Source organism: Flavobacterium sp., from assembly GCF_044361015.1.
Lineage (GTDB): Bacteria > Bacteroidota > Bacteroidia > Flavobacteriales > Flavobacteriaceae > Flavobacterium.
In genome coordinates, this window is sequence record NZ_JBIKJL010000036.1 from 1 (window position 1) to 20,354 (window position 20,354).

At 32.9% G+C, this 20,354-nt stretch carries 19 protein-coding genes and 1 tRNA gene; 10 read left to right on the top strand and 10 right to left on the bottom strand.

Annotated elements, in window-relative coordinates:
• On the top strand, positions 1–1,230 hold a 1,230-nt coding region (gene odhB, locus ACIQ2Z_RS09270; protein ID WP_396183865.1), incomplete at its 5' end, for a 2-oxoglutarate dehydrogenase complex dihydrolipoyllysine-residue succinyltransferase.
• A gap of 75 nt (positions 1,231–1,305) precedes the next feature.
• Here odhB and ACIQ2Z_RS09275 read toward each other — a convergent pair.
• From ACIQ2Z_RS09275 to ACIQ2Z_RS09285, 3 genes are all read right to left on the bottom strand, one after another.
• On the bottom strand, positions 1,306–2,253 hold the full coding sequence (locus ACIQ2Z_RS09275; RefSeq protein ID WP_396183866.1) for a DUF4476 domain-containing protein: 948 nt from the start codon (positions 2,251–2,253) through the stop codon (positions 1,306–1,308).
• A 123-nt stretch (positions 2,254–2,376) separates the two neighbouring features.
• Positions 2,377–3,312 (bottom strand): T9SS type A sorting domain-containing protein, encoded by a 936-nt coding sequence (locus ACIQ2Z_RS09280; protein WP_396183867.1) that lies wholly within the window; start codon positions 3,310–3,312, stop codon positions 2,377–2,379.
• A 37-nt stretch (positions 3,313–3,349) separates the two neighbouring features.
• Positions 3,350–3,790, bottom strand: a complete 441-nt coding sequence (locus ACIQ2Z_RS09285) for a retropepsin-like aspartic protease (RefSeq protein ID WP_396183868.1) — start codon at positions 3,788–3,790, stop codon at positions 3,350–3,352.
• Between the two features lie 90 nt (positions 3,791–3,880).
• Here ACIQ2Z_RS09285 and ACIQ2Z_RS09290 point away from each other — a divergent pair, with 90 nt between their 5' ends.
• The 9 genes from ACIQ2Z_RS09290 to ACIQ2Z_RS09330 all read left to right on the top strand — a co-directional run bounded on the left by ACIQ2Z_RS09290 (position 3,881) and on the right by ACIQ2Z_RS09330 (position 10,236).
• Positions 3,881–4,648 (top strand): TatD family hydrolase, encoded by a 768-nt coding sequence (locus ACIQ2Z_RS09290; protein WP_396183891.1) that lies wholly within the window; start codon positions 3,881–3,883, stop codon positions 4,646–4,648.
• 61 nt (positions 4,649–4,709) lie between these two features.
• Entirely contained in the window at positions 4,710–5,846 is a 1,137-nt protein-coding gene (locus ACIQ2Z_RS09295) for a 1-acyl-sn-glycerol-3-phosphate acyltransferase (RefSeq protein ID WP_396183869.1), read from the top strand.
• The gene (locus ACIQ2Z_RS09300; protein ID WP_396183870.1) at positions 5,836–6,864 is read left to right on the top strand and encodes an asparaginase; all 1,029 of its coding nucleotides are present in this window, start codon (positions 5,836–5,838) and stop codon (positions 6,862–6,864) included. The genes ACIQ2Z_RS09295 and ACIQ2Z_RS09300 overlap by 11 nt, the downstream gene beginning before the upstream one ends.
• A gap of 75 nt (positions 6,865–6,939) precedes the next feature.
• Positions 6,940–7,027, top strand: a tRNA-Ser gene (locus ACIQ2Z_RS09305).
• Positions 7,028–7,112: 85 nt separating this feature from the next.
• Complete coding sequence (locus ACIQ2Z_RS09310) at positions 7,113–7,919, top strand: MotA/TolQ/ExbB proton channel family protein (protein ID WP_396183871.1); 807 nt, start codon at positions 7,113–7,115, stop codon at positions 7,917–7,919.
• 19 nt (positions 7,920–7,938) lie between these two features.
• Positions 7,939–8,361, top strand: a complete 423-nt coding sequence (locus ACIQ2Z_RS09315) for a hypothetical protein (protein WP_396183872.1) — start codon at positions 7,939–7,941, stop codon at positions 8,359–8,361.
• Between the two features lie 6 nt (positions 8,362–8,367).
• Positions 8,368–8,982 carry an ExbD/TolR family protein gene (locus tag ACIQ2Z_RS09320; protein WP_396183873.1) on the top strand — a complete coding sequence of 205 codons (615 nt, stop codon included), beginning with the start codon at positions 8,368–8,370 and terminating at the stop codon, positions 8,980–8,982.
• Between the two features lie 17 nt (positions 8,983–8,999).
• Positions 9,000–9,473, top strand: a complete 474-nt coding sequence (locus tag ACIQ2Z_RS09325) for an ExbD/TolR family protein (RefSeq protein ID WP_396183874.1) — start codon at positions 9,000–9,002, stop codon at positions 9,471–9,473.
• Between the two features lie 73 nt (positions 9,474–9,546).
• The gene (locus ACIQ2Z_RS09330) at positions 9,547–10,236 is read left to right on the top strand and encodes a porin family protein (protein WP_396183875.1); all 690 of its coding nucleotides are present in this window, start codon (positions 9,547–9,549) and stop codon (positions 10,234–10,236) included.
• On the opposite strand, the gene ACIQ2Z_RS09335 is transcribed toward ACIQ2Z_RS09330, so the two are convergent.
• The 7 genes from ACIQ2Z_RS09335 to pyrH all read right to left on the bottom strand — a co-directional run bounded on the left by ACIQ2Z_RS09335 (position 10,231) and on the right by pyrH (position 20,333).
• Complete coding sequence (locus tag ACIQ2Z_RS09335; protein WP_396183876.1) at positions 10,231–10,836, bottom strand: hypothetical protein; 606 nt, start codon at positions 10,834–10,836, stop codon at positions 10,231–10,233. The two genes, ACIQ2Z_RS09330 and ACIQ2Z_RS09335, sit on opposite strands and share 6 nt — an antisense overlap.
• A gap of 1 nt (position 10,837) precedes the next feature.
• The gene (gene rpoN / locus ACIQ2Z_RS09340) at positions 10,838–12,301 is read right to left on the bottom strand and encodes an RNA polymerase factor sigma-54 (RefSeq protein ID WP_396183877.1); all 1,464 of its coding nucleotides are present in this window, start codon (positions 12,299–12,301) and stop codon (positions 10,838–10,840) included.
• A 104-nt stretch (positions 12,302–12,405) separates the two neighbouring features.
• Positions 12,406–13,854 carry an asparagine--tRNA ligase gene (gene asnS, locus ACIQ2Z_RS09345; RefSeq protein ID WP_396183878.1) on the bottom strand — a complete coding sequence of 483 codons (1,449 nt, stop codon included), beginning with the start codon at positions 13,852–13,854 and terminating at the stop codon, positions 12,406–12,408.
• Positions 13,855–13,892: 38 nt separating this feature from the next.
• The gene (locus ACIQ2Z_RS09350; protein ID WP_396183879.1) at positions 13,893–16,307 is read right to left on the bottom strand and encodes an RND family transporter; all 2,415 of its coding nucleotides are present in this window, start codon (positions 16,305–16,307) and stop codon (positions 13,893–13,895) included.
• Between the two features lie 118 nt (positions 16,308–16,425).
• Positions 16,426–18,915, bottom strand: coding sequence for a DUF5686 family protein (locus ACIQ2Z_RS09355; protein WP_396183880.1), 2,490 nt, complete (start codon positions 18,913–18,915; stop codon positions 16,426–16,428).
• 70 nt (positions 18,916–18,985) lie between these two features.
• Positions 18,986–19,549, bottom strand: a complete 564-nt coding sequence (frr, locus tag ACIQ2Z_RS09360; protein WP_396183881.1) for a ribosome recycling factor — start codon at positions 19,547–19,549, stop codon at positions 18,986–18,988.
• A 76-nt stretch (positions 19,550–19,625) separates the two neighbouring features.
• On the bottom strand, positions 19,626–20,333 hold the full coding sequence (gene pyrH, locus ACIQ2Z_RS09365) for a UMP kinase (protein ID WP_396183882.1): 708 nt from the start codon (positions 20,331–20,333) through the stop codon (positions 19,626–19,628).
• Positions 20,334–20,354 lie beyond the last annotated feature (21 nt).

Below are 20,354 nucleotides of genomic sequence, written 5' to 3' on the forward strand. Positions count from 1 at the left end.
ATGATTTTAGAAATGAAAGTCCCATCACCGGGCGAATCAATTAAAGAAGTTGAAATTGCTACTTGGTTAGTAAAAGATGGTGATTATGTAGAAAAAGATCAAGCGATTGCTGAGGTAGACTCAGATAAAGCAACTTTAGAATTACCTGCAGAAGCCAGTGGAATTATCACTTTAAAAGCTTCGGAAGGTGATGCGGTTGCAGTAGGAGCGGTAGTTTGTTTAATCGATACAGCTGCAAGCCCCCCGACACCCACAGGGGGAGAAGAAAGCCCGAAGGCAGACGCACCAAAAGTTGAAGAAAAGAAAGCAGAAGATCCAATAGCTGCACCAGTAGCTCAAACTCCCCCTTCGGGGACTGGGGGGCATCCTTCGCCAGCTGCCCGTAAAATATTAGACGAAAAAAACATTCAGCCATCCGATATCGTTGGAACAGGCAAAGGTGGACGAATTACGAAAGATGATGCAGTAAATGCCGTTCCGTCAATGGGAACGCCAACCGGAGGAAACAGAGGTTCAGAACGAACCAAGTTATCAATGCTTCGTCGTAAAGTGGCGGAAAGATTAGTTTCGGCAAAAAATGAAACAGCAATGTTAACGACGTTCAACGAAGTTGATATGACTGCAATTTATGCATTGCGTGCAGAATATAAAGATGCATTTAAAGACAAACACGGTTTAGGTTTAGGTTTTATGTCGTTTTTTACAAAAGCCGTAACGCGTGCTCTAAAATTATATCCGGATGTTAATTCCATGATTGACGGTCAGGAAAAAATTGCGTACGATTTTTGTGATATTTCAGTTGCAGTTTCCGGTCCAAAAGGATTGATGGTTCCGGTCATGCGAAATGCAGAAACACTTTCTTTTAGAGGTGTTGAAGCTGAAATTAAACGTCTTGCAATTCGTGCCAGAGATGGGCAAATCACAGTTGATGAAATGACCGGCGGAACATTTACCATCTCAAACGGTGGCGTATTTGGCAGTATGTTGTCAACTCCAATTATCAATCCACCGCAATCGGGAATTCTTGGAATGCACAATGTAGTAGATCGTGCGATTGTGAAAAACGGACAAATTGTGATTGCTCCCGTAATGTACGTTGCATTGTCATACGACCATAGAATCATTGACGGACGTGAGTCGGTTGGATTCTTAGTTGCGGTGAAAGAAGGTTTAGAAAACCCAACCGAATTATTGATGGACAACAATCCTAAAAAAGCATTGGAACTATAGTTTCAAATTTCTATAAAAAAAAATTCCCGATTAGAATTTTCTAATCGGGAATTTTTTATTTAGGGAGTATTGATTTTATCTCCTAGAAATAAAATCATTCAATTCATCTGCACTCGAACTAAACGAAAATACATTATTAACGTTGAAATAATTTTGTGGTTCAACGCAGGCATCATAAGCAAACTTAGCAAAGTCTAATTTGGTTTCTTCAAACCCAAAAATCTTACAAATTTCAACGATTTGATTTGTGTTTAAACAATTGTTTTGGGCAATTTGTTTTGCTGTTTTAAGTCTTGATTCGTCAAATCCTTGATTTTTAATAGTTTGCAAAGCGCTACTAAAATTTCCATTATTCATTGGTCTCGCTCCATAACAACCAACAGGTGCAGGTTCTTGATGACCTACAATTGTACCTCCTGTTGTTACTGTTGTTGTTTCAGTCACGGTAGTACTTCCGCTAAAAACCGGATCGTTAATAGAAATGTTGACACCAACACCTCCAACGCTTACTCCTGCATTTACACCGCCTATTGTTGAGGTAGTAGTGGTTGTTTGTTGTACCACACCAACCGGAGTTGATTGTTGAATAATTACTTGTTGCGTTGGTGCAGGTTGGCCCCAACGCGTTACATATACATTGGAAGGAGGAACAAAACCTTGAACAACCGGTATCATCGAGAAGAAATTTAACTTCATTTTTTTGTTGTTATTCTTGTCTCGTTTGATTTTGTAAGTTACATCCATAAATAAACCATCTACATCTGTAACTTGTAAATAGTTTTTAGAAATTTCATTTCTGGTATTGTCCTCAAAAATAATTTTGGCATTGTAATAAGGTTGTACTAATTCTTCTACACGAAGGTTGGTTTGAGCAACATCGTTAATGCGTTCTCCATTTAAAATCAGGTAAAATTTATCACCATCTTCTGAAAAAATAGTCAAATGTCCAAAAGGCTGAATTTGCCCAAAAGAAATGGTTGAAAGTAATAACACAAATGCTGTAAGGGTAAATCTTTGTTTCATATTCTTAAACATTTTAGGTTTTAAAAGTAGTTACTTTATCGAATTTTTCAAAAATAATGTCAAAAAACATTTTTTAGATATAAAAAGATGCCACGTTTTTTTAAAAAATAAAGCACAGAGAAACTATTTTTTAATAATTTTTACCGATTTCATTCTGGTTTCATCATATATTTTTAGCCAATATAATCCGCTTTCAAAAGAGGAAAGATCAATCGTCATGTTTGTAAAATTAACTTGTTTTTCGAGCATTTTTTGGCCTAAAATCGTCCAAACTTCAATTTTAAGAATAGTAGAATCATTTGAAATTGAAATATAATCATGAGTCGGATTTGGAAATAACAGTAAATTTTGTAAAGAATTATCGTTAATTTCTAAGGCACATTGGGTTGAAAACAGCATGCTTTCTGTGGACCAAAAACTTTGTTCGAGTTCTGAACATCGATAACGAACAAAAAATTTATATTCTGTACAAGGTAAAAGACCACTAATTTCTGCCGGATTAGAACTTACTGTTACAAAAGGAGAATTTGATTGCGATGTTGCTGATAGGTCTGTGGTCACAAAAACATCGTATTGGGGAGGGTTGTAAGTCGTTACCCAACTTATTTGAGCGGATGTTTCTGTACTGGAGATAAAATTTAGATTCGTTGGCCAAAAAAAGCAACAATCTGTAGAGCAATTTGATATTCCGGAAAAAAGCATTGAATTAGGATTTCCTTCACCGTAATTTTTTTGATAAATGGTTTGGTTAAAAGAACTTATCAGGCTAACCTTAATGTTTTCAGGGGCATTGCCTCCTTCATTCCAAATCATTTGAAAGGGAGTATCGTTACAAAAAAACACCATGTCTGAAGCTGAACTACCAGTAGTAAAATTTTGACCAATCGTTTTTATGATCATATTATTTTGATAAAATGTCATCGTGTTTCCATTCCATCCGCTTCCATTTGCACTTTCTAAAGCTACAGTGTAAATACATTGTTCTGATACATCACAAGTATTATTTTGAGCTTTAATATTAAAAGGTAATAAAAGTAAAATGAGGTATATTTTTTTCATTAAAAAAATTTTGGCATTGAATCTCAAATATATGAAATTATTTCATCAAATATAAATAATGATTAAAGTAATCGATAATTGCTTTTCCTTCTAACAAGACATCGGCACCAATAATACCGTGAACGGGCTTGGCTTTATATTGAGTTAACGCTAAATTGACATGGGTTAAATCAAATATAACCAACTGCACTTTGTTTGTTTTCCATCTTCCCATTTGCAGTTCTATGCCTTTTCCAATTTGGGTATCCATTCCGGTAGCTCCGGCACCGGCAGCTTTGGTTTTTGAATCTTTTGCACTCACTTTGAAGAAATCAACAAACTCATAATCAATGCAACAGTTTGACGCACCGGTGTCTAAAATAAAATTTCCTTTAACGCCATTTATGGTAGCTTTTACCAATAAATGTTGTGTTTTAGAAACTTTAAAAGCAATTTTCTTATAGCCTTTCTTTTTGATAACAGCGTGTAGGTTTTTCATTTACTCTTTTTGATTTCCAAATGTAAATTAAAATTCATATTGAAACAAAAGCTACCGGTATTATCTGCCTTTTTTACTTATTTTTGTACAATGATTTTAACAGATACACATACTCATTTATATTCTGATGAATTTGATTCAGACCGTGATGAAATGATTCAAAGAGCTATCTCAAACGGAGTAACACGTTTTTTTGTCCCTGCGGTTGATTCAACTTGTACAACATCGATGTATGATTTAGAAGAAAAATATCCACAAAATATTTTTTTGATGACCGGATTGCATCCTTGTTATGTCAAAAAAAATTATGCTGAAGAATTATCACATATTGAAAATCAATTGGTTCAACGAAAATTTGTAGCGATTGGCGAAATTGGCATCGATTTGTATTGGGATAAATCGACACTGGAAATTCAAAAAATAGCCTTTAAGTATCAAATTCAATTAGCAAAGAAATATAAGCTTCCCATCGTGATTCATTGCCGTGATTCATTTGATGAAATATTTGAAGTTTTAGAGGATGAAAAAAGTGAAGAGTTGTTTGGCATATTTCATTGTTTTTCCGGAAATTTAGAACAAGCCAAAAAAGCAATTTCTTATCGAATGAAATTAGGAATTGGCGGTGTTGTTACTTTTAAAAACGGAAAAATTGACCAATTCATAAATCAAATTGAAATTCAACATTTAGTTTTAGAAACTGATTCACCCTATTTAGCTCCGGCACCTTTTCGCGGAATGCGTAATGAAAGCAGTTATGTTCCTTTAGTAGCCATAAAATTAAGTGAACTTTACGGGCTTTCTGTGGTAGAAATTGCTCAAATTACGACTGAAAATTCCAAAACAGTCTTTGGGATATAATTAATTTAATCGTAAAAAGTGACAATTTTTTTGTTCATTTGTATAATAAAACACCAATTAAATGCCAAAATTCGATTCGATTCGTCCATTTTATGATAGTGAAGTAAATGAAGGAATCCGCTCACTGCTTCACCATCCGATGATGAAAGCTTTGATGAATTTTACATTCCCTGATTTAGAAGAGGCGGTTTGGAAGGAACAATTAACTAAGACCCATTCCATTCGCGATTTTCAAGTAAATTTTATTTATCAATCTGTTCAAAAGGTTTTGCAACGCAGTTCGGAAGGCTTAACAACATCTGGTTTTGAAAAATTGGAGAAAAATACTTCCTATCTTTTTATCTCGAATCACCGCGATATCATTTTAGATACCTCTTTATTGAATGTGTCTCTTTTTGACCACGGATTAGTGATGACTGCTTCGGCAATTGGAGATAATTTGGTTAAGAAAGATTTTCTTTTAAAATTATCCAAGCTTAATCGTAATTTTTTGGTTTTACGTGGTTTGCCTCCTAGAGAATTATTGCAAAGTTCTAAATTGATGTCGGAATACATAGGTCATTTGCTTTTACGAGAAAACCGTTCTGTTTGGATTGCTCAAAGAGAAGGCAGAACTAAAGATGGCAACGATGCCACTCATCAAGGTGTTTTAAAAATGCTCGCGATGGGTTCTGACGAGGAGAATGTGATGGATTATTTTAAAAAAATAAAAATTGTTCCGGTGTCCATCTCCTACGAATATGATCCGACGGATGCACTAAAAATGCCGCAACTCATGGCCGAAGCCAATAACGAAATCTATATCAAAGAAAAAAATGAAGATTTTATTACATTGTTAAGCGGAATTATGGGGCAGAAAAAAAGAATACATATTCATGTGGGCGATATTTTAGACAAGGAAATTGATGAAATTAAACGTAAACAAGATAATTCTAATCGTCAAATTCAATGTTTAGCACAAGTAATTGATGATTCTATTTTGAGCACGTATCGCTTGTGGCCTACTAATTTTATTGCTTATGACATTTTGCATGAAACGGATAAAAACAGTCATTTGTATACAGAAAACGAGAAATCACTTTTTGAAAGACGTTTAGAACTAAAAATAGATAATACAAATCAAGTGATGGTAGATAGCTTTTTAGCAATGTATTCTAATCCGGTCAGTAATAAGTTGATTTATCACGATGCACTCTAAGGCTAATATTCTATTGTTGTATACCGGTGGAACCATCGGAATGATGAAAGACTTTGAGACTGGAGCTCTAAAGGCGTTCAATTTCAAAAAGTTATTGCAACGAATCCCTGAATTGAAACAATTGGATTGCACTATTGAAACACTATCTTTTGAAAAACCAATAGATTCTTCTAATATGAATTTGCAACGTTGGGTTGAAATGGCAGAAGTTATAGAACAAAAATATGAAGAATTTGATGGTTTTGTGATTTTACATGGTTCTGATACGATGTCCTATTCCGCTTCAGCATTAAGTTTTATGTTGGAAAATTTATCAAAACCGGTCATTTTTACCGGTTCTCAACTCCCTATTGGCGATTTAAGAACGGATGCTAAAGAAAATTTAATAACAGCTATACAAATTGCATCCCTTAAACAAAAAGGGAAATCCGTTTTTAGAGAAGTTTGTTTGTATTTCGAATATAAATTATACCGAGGAAATCGAACAACAAAAATAAATGCTGAGCATTTTAATGCTTTTCGGTCGCCTAATTTTCCGCCTTTAGCTGAATCCGGAGTACATTTAAAGATAAATAATGAAACCATTTCAACAAAAATTTCAACTAAAAGATTAGTTGTTCACAAAGAAATGGATTCAAATGTTGTGATTGTAAAGATGTTTCCCGGACTAAATGAAACGGTATTATCGGCTTTATTTGAAATACCAAATTTAAAAGGAATAATTTTAGAAACATACGGTGCTGGAAATGCTCCAACGGAAGAATGGTTTATTTCTACCCTGAAAAAAGCAATAAAAAAAGGAATTTACGTTATCAATGTGACACAATGTTCCGGTGGAAGTGTCAATATGGGTCAATATGAAACGAGTACCTATCTAAAAAAAATAGGAGTAATCTCAGGAAAAGACATCACAACAGAAGCTGCAATAACCAAATTAATGTATTTAGTAGGACAAAATGTTTCAGCTAAAGTGTTCAAAACCATTTTTGAAACTCCCTTGCGAGGAGAATTGTCATAAAAATAACAAAATTAATTTTTCCAAGTGAGATTTTTTTTGTTATTTGGCACCCTTGAAATGTGTTGTAATAATGTAGGAGAGGTGTCCGAGTGGTCGAAGGAGCACGCCTGGAAAGTGTGTATACTCCAAAAGGGTATCAAGGGTTCGAATCCCTTTCTCTCCGCTCATTTTTTTATCAATGTGTGTTTTTTTAAAAATTAATTTATACCTTTAACCTGATTAACTAATTAAAATTAAGAACAAAAGCAATGAAGAAATTATTTTCTATTTTGGCAATCACAGGTCTAATGACGTTTGGAACAGTTCAAGCTCAAGACTCTACTCAAACAACTGAACCGGCAGCTGTTGAAGCTGCAGCAGCTCCTGCTGCTGAAGCAACTACGGAAGATGTCGCTGCTGAGGCTACCGACGAAACGGCAGAAAGAGGTTTTACACAAGAATTAAAACAACGTTTTATTGAAGGAGGTCCTGAATATATGGGGGCGGTACTTTTATGTTTAATTCTTGGTTTAGCTATTGCAATTGAAAGAATTATTTATTTAAATCTTTCTACTACAAATTCAAAAAAATTAATTAAAGAAGTTGAAGAGGCTCTTCAATCTGGTGGAGTAAATGCTGCAAAAGAAGTTTGTAGAAATACTCCTGGACCAGTAGCTTCAATTTTTTATCAAGGTCTTGACCGTTCATCTCACGGAATTGATTCTGCTGAAAAATCAATTGTTGCTTATGGTGGTGTTCAAATGGGATTATTAGAGAAAAATGTTTCTTGGATTTCATTGTTTATTGCTTTGGCACCGATGTTAGGTTTCTTGGGAACTGTAATCGGGATGATTATTGCATTTGATAAAATTGAGGCAGCAGGAAATATGGATGCTTCGTTGGTTGCAGGAGGTATTAAAGTTGCGTTATTAACAACCGTATTCGGACTTATTGTTGCAATGATTTTACAAGTATTTTATAATTATATTACTGCAAAAATTGACTCAATTGTAAATGATATGGAAGATGCTTCTATCAGTTTGATAGATATTCTTTCGGATTATCTAAAAAAATAATTTATAAATAAAATTAAAAATGAATATTTATAAACTAACAAAAATAGTTGTCGCAATTATTGGTCTTATAAGCGTGGTATTGTTTTTTATCACATTAGGTCAGACTCAAACGATAGACAGCAGTGTTACTGGAATTTTTATTTTTTTGTCTTATGTTGTATTATTTGCTGCAATTATTGCAGTGTTATATTTCGTATTCAGAAATTTATTTAAACATAAAGATGAATTGAAACAAACCCTTATTACAATAGGTTTATTTCTTGGTATAGTTTTGATAGCATTTATCTTTGCAGATAGTACTGAAGTGAAATTAAAAGATGGAATTGTAATTGGTTCAGGATACTCAAAAGCAATTAGTACAGGATTAAATACTTTTTATATTTTAGCCATAGCATCTGTTGGAACATTAGTGTTCTCCAACTTTAAAAAATTCAAAAAATAATTAATTATGGGAAGAAAGAGAAGTGCGCCACCCGAAGTAAATGCTGGATCAATGGCAGATATTGCATTCCTACTTTTGATTTTCTTCTTGGTGACTACGACCATTCAAACCGATCAAGGAATTAACCGTAAGTTACCTCCTATTGATGATACTGAAAGACCTGAAGATAATTTAGTAAAAGAGAAAAATATTTTTACTGTGTTAATTAACAGAAACGATCAGTTATTGGTTGAAGATAAGTTAATGGATTTAAAAGATTTAAGACAAGCGGCAATAAAATTTCTTGATAATGGGGGTGATGGTACTTGTACTTATTGTAGAGGCACACATGATGAAGCTTCTTCTGATAATCCTGAAAAAGCAATTATATCGCTTCAAAATGATGCTGAAACATCCTATAAAGCCTATATTGCAGTACAGAATGAATTGGTTGCAGCCTACTACTTTTTAAGAGACAGAGAATGTCTTGCAAGGTATAATGTTACATTTAGAGAACTTGAGTCGATGTTCGATGATCCTAAAACCAAAGAAGCTAAAAGAAATAAAATTGAACCTTTGATTAAAGATATTCAAGCTTTGTTTCCACAAAAACTTTCTGAGGCTGAGCCAAAAAGAAATTAATATTAAATTTTAGAAAAATGTCTAGATTTAAAAAGAAAGCAACCGGAGATGTTCCCGCTATTTCAACAGCATCGTTGCCTGATATCGTATTCATGTTGTTGTTTTTCTTCATGGTGTCCACTGTAATGAAAGACGAGGATTTATTAATCCAAAATAGTCTGCCCAAAGCAGATCAAATTACAAAATTGGAGAAAAAAGATCGTGTAATGTTTATTTTTGCAGGTAAGCCTCATGAAAAGTATCGTAAACAATATGGAGAAGGTGCCAGAATACAATTAAATGATCGCCTTTCAGATGTTACTGATATAAAGAATTTTATTTTAGCAGAAAGAGCAGCTAGAAATCCTGAATTAGAAAAAGTACTTACTACGTCCTTAAAAGTTGATAAAGATGCTAAGATGGGGCTTGTGGGTGAAATTAAACAAGAATTAAGAAAAATGGATGCTTTAAAAATTAATTATACCACTACAAAAGGTAGTGTGATTGAATAACATCTATTAAATCATATCAAAGCCACGCTAAGCGTGGCTTTTTTTTGTAATTTTAACTTTCAAAATTGAACGTATGCGATTACTTGTTTTTTTTATTTTTTTAAGTTGTTCTTTAGCAGCACAAGATACGCTTACTTTAAAAAAAAATGTGGATTTAAAATATAGAGAGGATCAATTCTATGTTGGAATCACCTATAATACCTTTCTTAACAAGCCTAGTGATATGGCTCAAAAAACATTCTCACCTGGAATTAATTTAGGTTTTTTAAGAGATATGCCCATTAACCAAGCCCGAACTTTTGCGTTAGCAACCGGTTTGGGAATCTCCTACCAAGCGTATAGTCAAAATTTATTAATTACGGAGGATCAAGGAGATTATAATTATTCTATTATTGAGTCGGATGTTTCTTATACACGAAACAAATTTATGATGTTAAATGTTGACCTTCCAATAGAATTCAGATGGCGTACTTCTACACCGGAAAGTCATAGATTTTTCCGATTATATACAGGGGTTAAATTAAGTTATTTACTGTATGATGAATCTCGTTTTATCTCTAATGTAGGAAATGAAATAGTTAAAAATAATTCGGAAGTTAATGCTTTCCAATATGGTGTTTACTTAGCAACGGGATATAATACTTGGAATTTTTATGCTTATTATGGCATAAATTCGCTTTTTGATTCAACTGTAGCTAATATTGGAGGAAATGCTTTAGATGTTAGCGTCTTACATTTAGGACTTCAATTTTATATTTTATAGCCATAAGGGCCAAAATATAATTTGAGGGAGTGCGCCACAAATAAAACCCAAAATTAATTCTGTAAATGTATGGGCTTTCATCACTAAGCGGGATGAAGCTACAAAACCAATCAGTAGTATTAAGGTAGAAATTGTGTATAACATCTGTATTTCTACACATTGACTTAGTCCTATTACAAAAAAAGTTAATGCGACAATTCCAACCATGTGTAAACTAGCTTTTTTGCGAGCTATTAGTAAAATAAAAATTAATATCGAACTTAACAGTCCACCTAAAAAATAATAATATAATTCCGGTATTCTGTCAAGGGTTATGCTTTTTTGGGTAAGAACAAACAGTAATATACAGTTTAAAAGTATTGGAATTTTACGTTGTGCTACTTCTTCAATCATAATAGAATCAATTTTCCCTAAAGAAAGTAAAAGATAGAAAAGTGAAATAGGAATTAAAACTGTAATAATGACAATTTGAATCATGAATAAATACATTTCTTGCAAAACATAAAAATCACGGAACAAAATAAAGTACAGTAAAGAAGCATAAACCGATATAAAAAGCGGATGGAAGAGATAAGAAAATATAGGAAGTATTTTTTTCAAGTTACATTTTCTTACGCATTCTCGCCACGGGAATATCTAATTGCTCTCTGTATTTTGCAACAGTACGTCTGGCTATGGGATAGCCTCTTTCCTTTAAAATATCAGCCAATTGATCATCCGGAAGTGGTTTCTTTTTGTCTTCTTCTTCAATTACATTTTGTAGAATTTTTTTAATTTCTAGAGTAGAAACATCTTCTCCTTGGTCATTTTTCATTGATTCTGAAAAGAATTCTTTGATTAATTTAGTTCCGTATGGTGTTTCCACATATTTGCTGTTTGCCACGCGAGAAACGGTTGAGATGTCTAATCCAATCATATCGGCAATGTCTTTTAGAATCATAGGGCGAAGTTTGGTTTCATCACCTTCTAAAAAAAACTCTTGTTGATAATGCATGATGGCATTCATTGTCACAAATAAGGTTTCTTGACGTTGTTTAATTGCATCAATAAACCATTTGGCTGAATCTAATTTTTGTTTGATAAATTGAACGGCATCTTTTTGAGCACTGGATTTGTCACGTGAATCTTTATAAGTGCGTAACATATCCTGATAATCTTTTGAAACATGAAGTTCCGGAGCATTCCTTCCATTAAGCAACAGTTCAAGTTCTCCCTCAACAATTCGAATGGTAAAATCAGGAACAACGTGCTCTACCATTTTATTATTTCCGGTAAAAGCTCCACCCGGTTTTGGATTCAGTTTTTCAATTTCTTCAATCACTTTTTTTAACTGCTCTTGTGAAACACCATATTTATGTAAAAGTTTATCGTAATGTTTTTTAGTAAACTGTTCGAATTGATTTTCTAAAATATCAATCGCTAAATCAACATATTCTGTTGGCGTTTTGTGTTTTAGTTGCAATAATAAACATTCTTGTAAATCTCGAGCACCAACACCGGAAGGTTCTAATTCATGAACGATTTGTAAAATGCGTTGAACATTCTGTTCGTCGGTGTAAATACCTTGCGTAAAGGCTAAATCGTCAACAATGTCAGTAACAGTTCTTCTGATATAGCCCATGTCATCAATGCTTCCAACTAAGAATTCGGCAATATCACGATCTTCATCAGAAAGGACGAAGGTATTTAATTGATTGATTAAATCTTGATGAAAAGTTACTGGAGCTGCAAAAGGTGTTTCACGCTCTTCGTCATCATCACTATAATTATTGGCTTGTAATTTATATTCCGGAGTTTCATCATTACTCAAATATTCATCAATATTGATATCTTCAGCATCAATACGATCATATTCGTCTTCTTCATAATCGTCGAATTCTTCTTTTTCATAATCATCCGCAAATTCATCTTCCTCTTTTCCTCCCTCTAAGGCAGGATTTTCATTCATTTCCTCTTTCAGACGCTGTTCAAAAGCTTGGGTAGGCAATTGAATCAACTTCATCAACTGAATTTGTTGAGGAGATAATTTTTGAGATAGTTTGAATTGTAAGCTGTGTTTGAGCATTTTTATTTATTAAATAGTTTCAGGTTTCAAGTTTCAGGTTTCAGGTTTCAGGTTTCAAGTTTTCAACTGATTAACAACTTGAAACCTGAAACTTGAAACAAATTTTAAAACTCTGCATTTTGTGGCGTTCTAGGGAACGGAATTACGTCTCTAATATTTGTCATTCCGGTAACAAATAGAACTAAACGCTCAAAGCCTAGCCCAAAACCGGAGTGAACGGCTGTGCCAAATTTTCGTGTATCTAAATACCACCCTAATTCTTCTTCGTCAATTCCTAATGCTTTCATTTTTTCAATCAAGACATCGTGACGTTCTTCTCTTTGTGATCCACCAACAATTTCACCAATGCCCGGGAATAAGATGTCCATAGCTCGAACGGTTTCTTTTCCTGGTTCCGTATTGTCATTTAAACGCATATAAAACGCTTTAATTTTAGCCGGATAATCAAATAAAATCACAGGACATTTAAAGTGTTTTTCAACTAAAAAGCGTTCATGTTCACTTTGTAAATCAGCACCCCATTCGTCAATAGCGTATTGAAATTTTTTATTTTTATTAGGTTTTGAATTTCTTAAAATGTCAATGGCTTCAGTATATGTCACGCGTTTAAAATTATTATCAAGGACAAAATTTAATTTATCCAATAAGTTCATTTCGCTTCGTTCAGCTTGTGGTTTATTTTTTTCTTCTTCTATCAAGCGTTGCTCTAAGAATTTCAAGTCATCTTGGTGTTTATCCAGCGTATATTTAATCACATATTTGATGAAATCTTCCGCTAAATACATATTATCAGCCAAATTATTGAAAGCTACTTCTGGTTCAATCATCCAAAATTCTGCCAAGTGACGAGAAGTATTCGAATTTTCAGCTCTAAATGTTGGTCCGAAAGTATAAACTTGACCTAAAGCCATCGCATAGGTTTCAGCTTCTAATTGTCCGGAAACGGTAAGATTGGTTTCTTTTCCAAAAAAATCTTCCTTATAATTTACTTTCCCCTCTTCAGTTCTTGGTGTTTTATCAAAAGGAAGAGCGGTAACTTTAAACATCTCTCCGGCACCTTCTGCATCTGAACCTGTTATGATTGGCGTGTTTACATAGAAAAAACCTCGTTCCTGGAAATATTGATGTATAGCAAATGAAAGCGTAGAGCGTACTCTCATGATAGCTCCAAAGGCATTCGTTCTAATACGTAAATGTGCATTTTCCCTCAAAAATTCTAAAGAATGTTTTTTAGGTTGCATTGGAAATTTCTCTGGATCGGAATCACCTAAAATTTCTATTTTAGAAACTTGAATTTCGATTTTTTGACCTGCTCCTTTACTTTCGGTCAATGTTCCGGTCAATGAAATTGATGCACCGGTGGTTATTCTTTTTAATAGCTCTTCTTTTGTGTTTTCAAAATCGACAACACATTGGATGTTATGGATGGTTGAACCATCATTTAAGGCAATAAATTGATTATTTCTAAATGTTCGAACCCAACCTTTTACGTTTACTTCGGTTTGAACAGGAGTGGCATTTAATAATTCAATAACTTTCGTGTGCTTCTTCATTTTAAATAAGTTTTCAATTCAAATATACTAGCGGGTTACTATTTTTTTTGTGATTTTAATTCGGTTTCTTCTTCTTCTACTAAAATATCTATAGTAGGTTCTATAAACTCTTCTTTGTTGGCAATTGTTTTTTCTAATGAAAGCAGTAAGGCAGGCAACAAAAGTAAATTTGATAACATGGCAAAAAGTAATGTTGCTGATACCAAACCACCTAATGCTACAGTTCCACCAAAACTTGAAATCATAAAGACAGAAAAACCAAAAAATAATACGATTGAAGTATAAAACATACTTACGCCGGTTTCACGCAAAGCATTGAATACCGATTTTCTGATTTTCCAATTGTTAGCTTTTAATTCTTGACGGTATTTAGCTAAAAAATGAATCGTATCATCCACTGAAATTCCGAATGCAATACTAAATACTAATATAGTTGATGGTTTAATGGGAACACCAAGATATCCCATTAAACCAGCTGTGATTAGTAACGGCAATAAATTTGGAATTAAAGAAATAATAATCATTTTAAAAGAACGGAACATGTAAGCCATAAATAAGGAAATCAAAAAGATGGCAAACAATAACGAAACTACTAGATTATTGACTAAATAATTTGTTCCTTTTTGAAAAACCAATGCTTTTCCTGTTAAGGTGACTGTATATCTGTCAGGAGGAAAAACCTTGTTTATTTTGTCCCATAATTTTTCCTCAATTTTCTCCATTTTATCAGTGCCAATGTCTTTCATGAATGTGGTGATTCGAGCATATTGTCCGGTGGAATCAATATAGCTTTTCATGAAATTTTCATTCTTATTTTTAGTTGCATTTTTTGCATAAGACATGATAAAACCTTGTTCTTGTGCCGTTGGTAATTCATAATATTCCGGATTACCATTGTAATAGGCTTGCTTGGAATATTTTACCACGTTTACAACCGACATGGGACTTGAAAGTTCAGGAATATCAGTTATAACCTCTTGAATTTCATCCATCTTTTTTAAAGTGGATAATTTCATGACCCCTTTTTTGCGTTTGGTGTCAATCATTATTTCTAAAGGCATGATGCCATCAAACTCTTTTTCAAAGAAAACAATATCTTTAAAGAATCCGGCTTTTTTAGGCATATCTTCAATTAAACTTCCGGAAATTCGCATTTGAAATATGCCAATAATGCCTATAACTAATAATGAAATAGAAATTGAATATAATGCAATTCGATTATTTTTGACTGTTTTTTCAATCCAATTTACAAATGAAGTAGTATACGTTTTATTTAAATGCTGCAGGTGTTTGTCCTTTGGTAAAGGCATGAAACTGTATATAATTGGAATAACCAACAAACATAAAATAAACAGCAAAACGATATTAATAGAAGCTATAATACCAAATTCAGTAAGTAACTCACTATCGGTGATAATAAAAGTGGCAAATCCGGCAGCCGTAGTTAAATTTGTCATCAAGGTTGCATTGCCCACTTTTGAAATTACCCTTTGCAATGATTTTGCTTGATTACCGTGATTTTTAATTTCCTGCTGGTATTTATTAATCAAGAAAATACAATTTGGAATTCCTATGACAATAATCAGAGGAGGTATTATTGCCGTTAAAACAGTAATCTCAAATCCTAAAAGCCCTAAGGTTCCAAAGGACCACATTACAGCAACAATTACAATACACATGGAAATAATTGTTGCTCGATAACTTCTAAAGAAAAAGAAAAAAATCAGTGAAGTGACTAACAAAGCGGCTCCAATAAATATACCGATTTCATCTACGATGTTTTGAGAATTTAATGTTCGGATATAGGGCATCCCCGAAACTTTTAAATCGATTTTCGTTGTCTTTTCAAACTTTTCAACTTCCGGAATAAGCACTTTTTCAATAAAATCTTTTCGGATACTGGTATTTACAATTTTTTTATCTAAATAAATTGCTGACCGAATAGTGCCGGTTTTTTTATTAATTAATAAATGTTCATAAAAGGGTAATTCTTCAAAAAGTTCTTTTTTACGGGCAATTAGGTAATCCGGGTAATTTGATTTTGATTTATTTATAAAATCAATAAATTCGAACGTTTCAAGCGTTTCGTTTTTGTTTAATTTTTTTAAATCATCAACAGAAATAATAAGTTCTACTTCTTTCGATTTTTTTAATGTTTCCATTAATTGAGTCCAAGCAGAAAAGTTCTTTGGGGTGAAAAAAGTCGAATCTTTTATACCAATAACAATCAAATTACCTTCTTCGCCAAATTTGTCAAGAAAGTCATTATACTGAAGGTTTATTTCATGATGATCAGGAAGTAAATTTGCTTCAGTGTAAGTGAATCGCATATTTTTCCATTGCAGTGCTAAAAACACCGTGAATAGAAAAATGATGGAAAGTATTGTTATTCTATTTCTAAGGATTATTCGGGCAACTGACTCCCAAAAACCCATGCTAAACCATTTTGACATAGGATCGTTTTATCGGATGCAAAGGTAATGAAATCAATACTAAGTTAAGTTTTTTAACTAAAATTAATCTTCCTTAAAAATTTCATGTTTGAAAAAAACCAAGCGCTATTATCCTTGTTTAAAGTCCTAAATCAAAAGTAAAAGTTATTTTAATAGCTATGTTGTTTTCAAATTTACTCAATTGATTTGGCCCATAGCGATAATATCCGCCTAACCCAAATCCGTATAAAATATGATTTAATTCAATGCCAGATTCAAAATACCCCTCATTCAAAGTTTTGTACTCAATGCCTAAGTGTTGTTCAGGGTTGTCCATATTTCCCCATGCCATACGGGTTACTAAAGCTAAAGAAGGTTTCACTTTTGGGACAATTTCGATTCTTTTAAAACCATGTTTTAAATGTAACATCAAATATCGGCTAGAAAAAAATTCATTATAAAACATGGTTTCAAAACTATCTTCACCGGCAACGGTAATTCGTTTTAAAATTGTACTTCTATCAAGATTATTTGGAGAAGAGCTATAAAGATGAGTAATAGGCACATCGCCAAGTGCTAAACCGGATTGTAATAAAAAAGTAGATTTTTGACCGTTTAAAAATTTCTTTTGGTATTTAAAGCGGAAGTCAATTTTTGTATAATCGAAATCATTTCCTAATGAGTTTGGAATAGTTTGGGTTACTTGAAGGGTAAAAACAGGAAATCTTTTTTCAATTTCTATTTTTCCGGTTGGGGTTTGCATAAAATCACTAAATGGATTCCATTGTAATGAAAGTGAGGCAGTTGTCATGTTGAAAACGGAATATTCTTTCCCGTCATTATAAAATAGATAATTGAATAACGGAGTAATTTTAGCTTGTGAAAATTGCCAAATGCTTTCTGATTTTGGCAATAATTTGCTTTCTATAAATCCATTCCAAGTTTGATGATGGTAGAAGGTGTTCACGTTGATGGGACGAGCATCATAAATTTTGAAAACTCTTTTATCAATCGTAAATTTTGTACTACCAATCTCTTGTACATCATCGGTATAATTTACACCCATCCAAGTGTTTGAGAACTCATCAAAACGTTTGGCTCCACCAATTTTATATTTCATGGCTTCGTCTTTTAAGCCATAAGCCGCATACCCCTCCAATCTATATTTTACAGAAAGTTTCTCGTTAGTTTTTCCGCCAATACCAAAACGAAAACCCTCATAATTATTATAACTGATAAGGTGCCGTAAATCAAAATCAAAAAAACCAAGTGGAGCATAGCCATTGATTATTTTTCTGCCAAAAAATAATTTTGAATCAACACCTTTTCTATAAGCCAAACTGTCTAATGATTTATAGGTATTTTTACTTCTAAAATCTAAACTGTCCGTGCGATATAAATTCCAAAAATCAGTCGTTTTATTTACGGCATCTTTATTGATTTCAATAACTAAAGAAGAACGTTTGATGTCTACCGGTATATTAAATTCCCGATCAAAAAAATAGGATTCGGAATGAATATATGAAAAATCGGTTGGTTCGTTTTTCTTTTTCAATCCCATTTCTTCATAATCACCTTCAAAAAAAATAGTTCCGCCTAAAATTTTTAAAGGATCGTCATTTTGACCTTTTACGACGGTAAAGGCATTATTTTTTGGAAACCATAGATTCTCCTGCTTTATAAATTCAAATTCATGAATGGAGGTGATGTTTAATATTCCTCTGATTCTTATAATTGCTTTTGCCAAACCAAAATTTTCTGCATCAAAGTAGAGTAGGCCTTCAAGTCCTTTTTGATTTATTTTCTTTTTATTTTTAAAATAAAGAACATAGCAATTTCGTTGAGCTATTTTTACAGTGGATAAAAATTTATAATCATAATCTTTTAATCCGGTTTTTGAAATTGGACTGACATATTTTGTTTCAAAAAACTCGTATTTTTCATCGTAAAGCGAAAAAGATTGAAAATGAAAACCAATTATTTCATATAGTGAATTTTTGAAACCTGACATTTTAGTGCCTAAAACTGTTTCTTTTACTTTTTGATTTTCTTGTTGAAATAAGGAAACTTTTTCAGTTAAAAACAAATGTTGTTTGGTAACCAGTTTTTTGAATTTATAATTAGAAGAATCAATTTTAATGTCACTCTTTTTTCCATAATAAATACTGTCAATTTTTCCACTGATTGAATCGGGATTGGCCGTAACTATTAATTTATTGTAAATTTTAAATTGAAAATTCGATATTTTTTTTTGCGGATTATTGAGGTCTTGTTTTTTGATTACCTTTTCAATAAGAACGACGGCTTCATCATTTTTAGAGGCTGGTAATGTTGCATTTAAGTTTGTTTTTTTGGGAATTAATAAAACATTTAAGTGCTTTTTGTCTTTAATATAGAGTGTTAGTGTTTCATAACCAATATAAGAAATTATCAAGGAATTTAGGATTGAATTACTGGAAATTTCAAATTTTCCGGTAACATCTGAAGTAGAAACAATTCCTGTGTTTGTTTCAATTGTTACAAAAGGAAGGGGTTTTTGATTTGTTTGGTCTTTTATAATTCCGGTTATTCGAAATTGTGCCTGAACACAAACCGAACAAAAGAGAAAAATAAAAAGTAAATGTTTCATAGTATGAAAAAACCAAACACAAAAGTACTTTATAAAATCAAAAAATCCACTCTTTCAAGTGGATTTCAATCTAAACCTTCATGATTTCTGCTTCTTTGTGAGCGAGTAAATCCTCAATTTTTTTGATATAGGAATCTGTCAGTTTTTGAATTGTTTCTTCCGCATCTTTACACATATCTTCAGAAGTTCCGTTTTTTTCTTCTTTCTTAATATCAGTATTGGCATCTTTTCGAGCATTTCTGATTCCGATTTTAGCATCTTCAGCTTCTGATTTGGCTTGTTTTACTAAATCACGACGACGTTCCTCAGTTAAGGCCGGAACCGAGATGATAATATTATCGCCATTATTCATTGGGTTGAATCCTAAGTTGGCCACTTGAATTGCTTTTTCAATCGGATGTAGCATATTTTTTTCCCAAGGTGTAACCGTAATGGTTCTGGCATCAGGCACATTAATATTTGCTACTTGTGATAAAGGGGTTTGAGAACCATAATAATCTACAAAAACACCACCCAACATTTGTGGAGTTGCTTTTCCGGCTCTGATGTTTAAAAATTCTTTTTCTAAATGAGCAATAGAACCATTCATGTGTTCTTTTGCCGTATCAATAATAAATTCTATTTCTTCCGTCATTTTGATAAATTTTTTAGATTTATATAATTATGATAATTTGAAATGATTATTCTACCTTTTTATAAAATTTAAGAATCTATATTGTGACAGTTGTTCCAATAGTTTCACCATTACATACTTTCAATAAATTTCCCGGTTTATTCATGTCAAACACAATAATAGGTAATTTGTTTTCTTTACTTAAGGTGAAAGCTGTTGTATCCATTACATTTAGTCCTTTGCTTAATACTTCTTCAAACGAAATATAATCAAATTTCACAGCATCTTTATTTTTTTCAGGGTCGGCATTATATACACCATCAACTCTGGTTCCTTTTAAAATTACATCGGCACCAACTTCTACTCCTCTCAATACTGCAGCGGTATCTGTTGTGAAATAAGGATTTCCTGTACCGGCACCAAAAATAACAATTCTTCCTTTTTCTAAATGGCGAACGGCTCTTCTTTTGATATAAGGTTCCGCTATAGCTTCAATTTTTAAAGCGGTTTGTAATCGAGTGAGCATTCCGGCTTCTTCCAATGCTCCTTGTAAAGCCATTCCGTTAATAACGGTGGCAAGCATACCCATGTAGTCTCCTTGCACTCTGTCCATGCCATTGCTGGCTCCTGCAATACCTCTAAAAATATTTCCTCCACCAATAACGATAGCGATTTCTACTCCTTGACTGTGAATTTGTTTGATTTCCTGAGCATATTCTGCCAAACGTTTTGGGTCAATACCATATTGACGGTCGCCCATTAATGCTTCGCCACTTAATTTGAGTAATATTCTTTTGTACTTCATGAGTTGTACTTGATTTTGTGG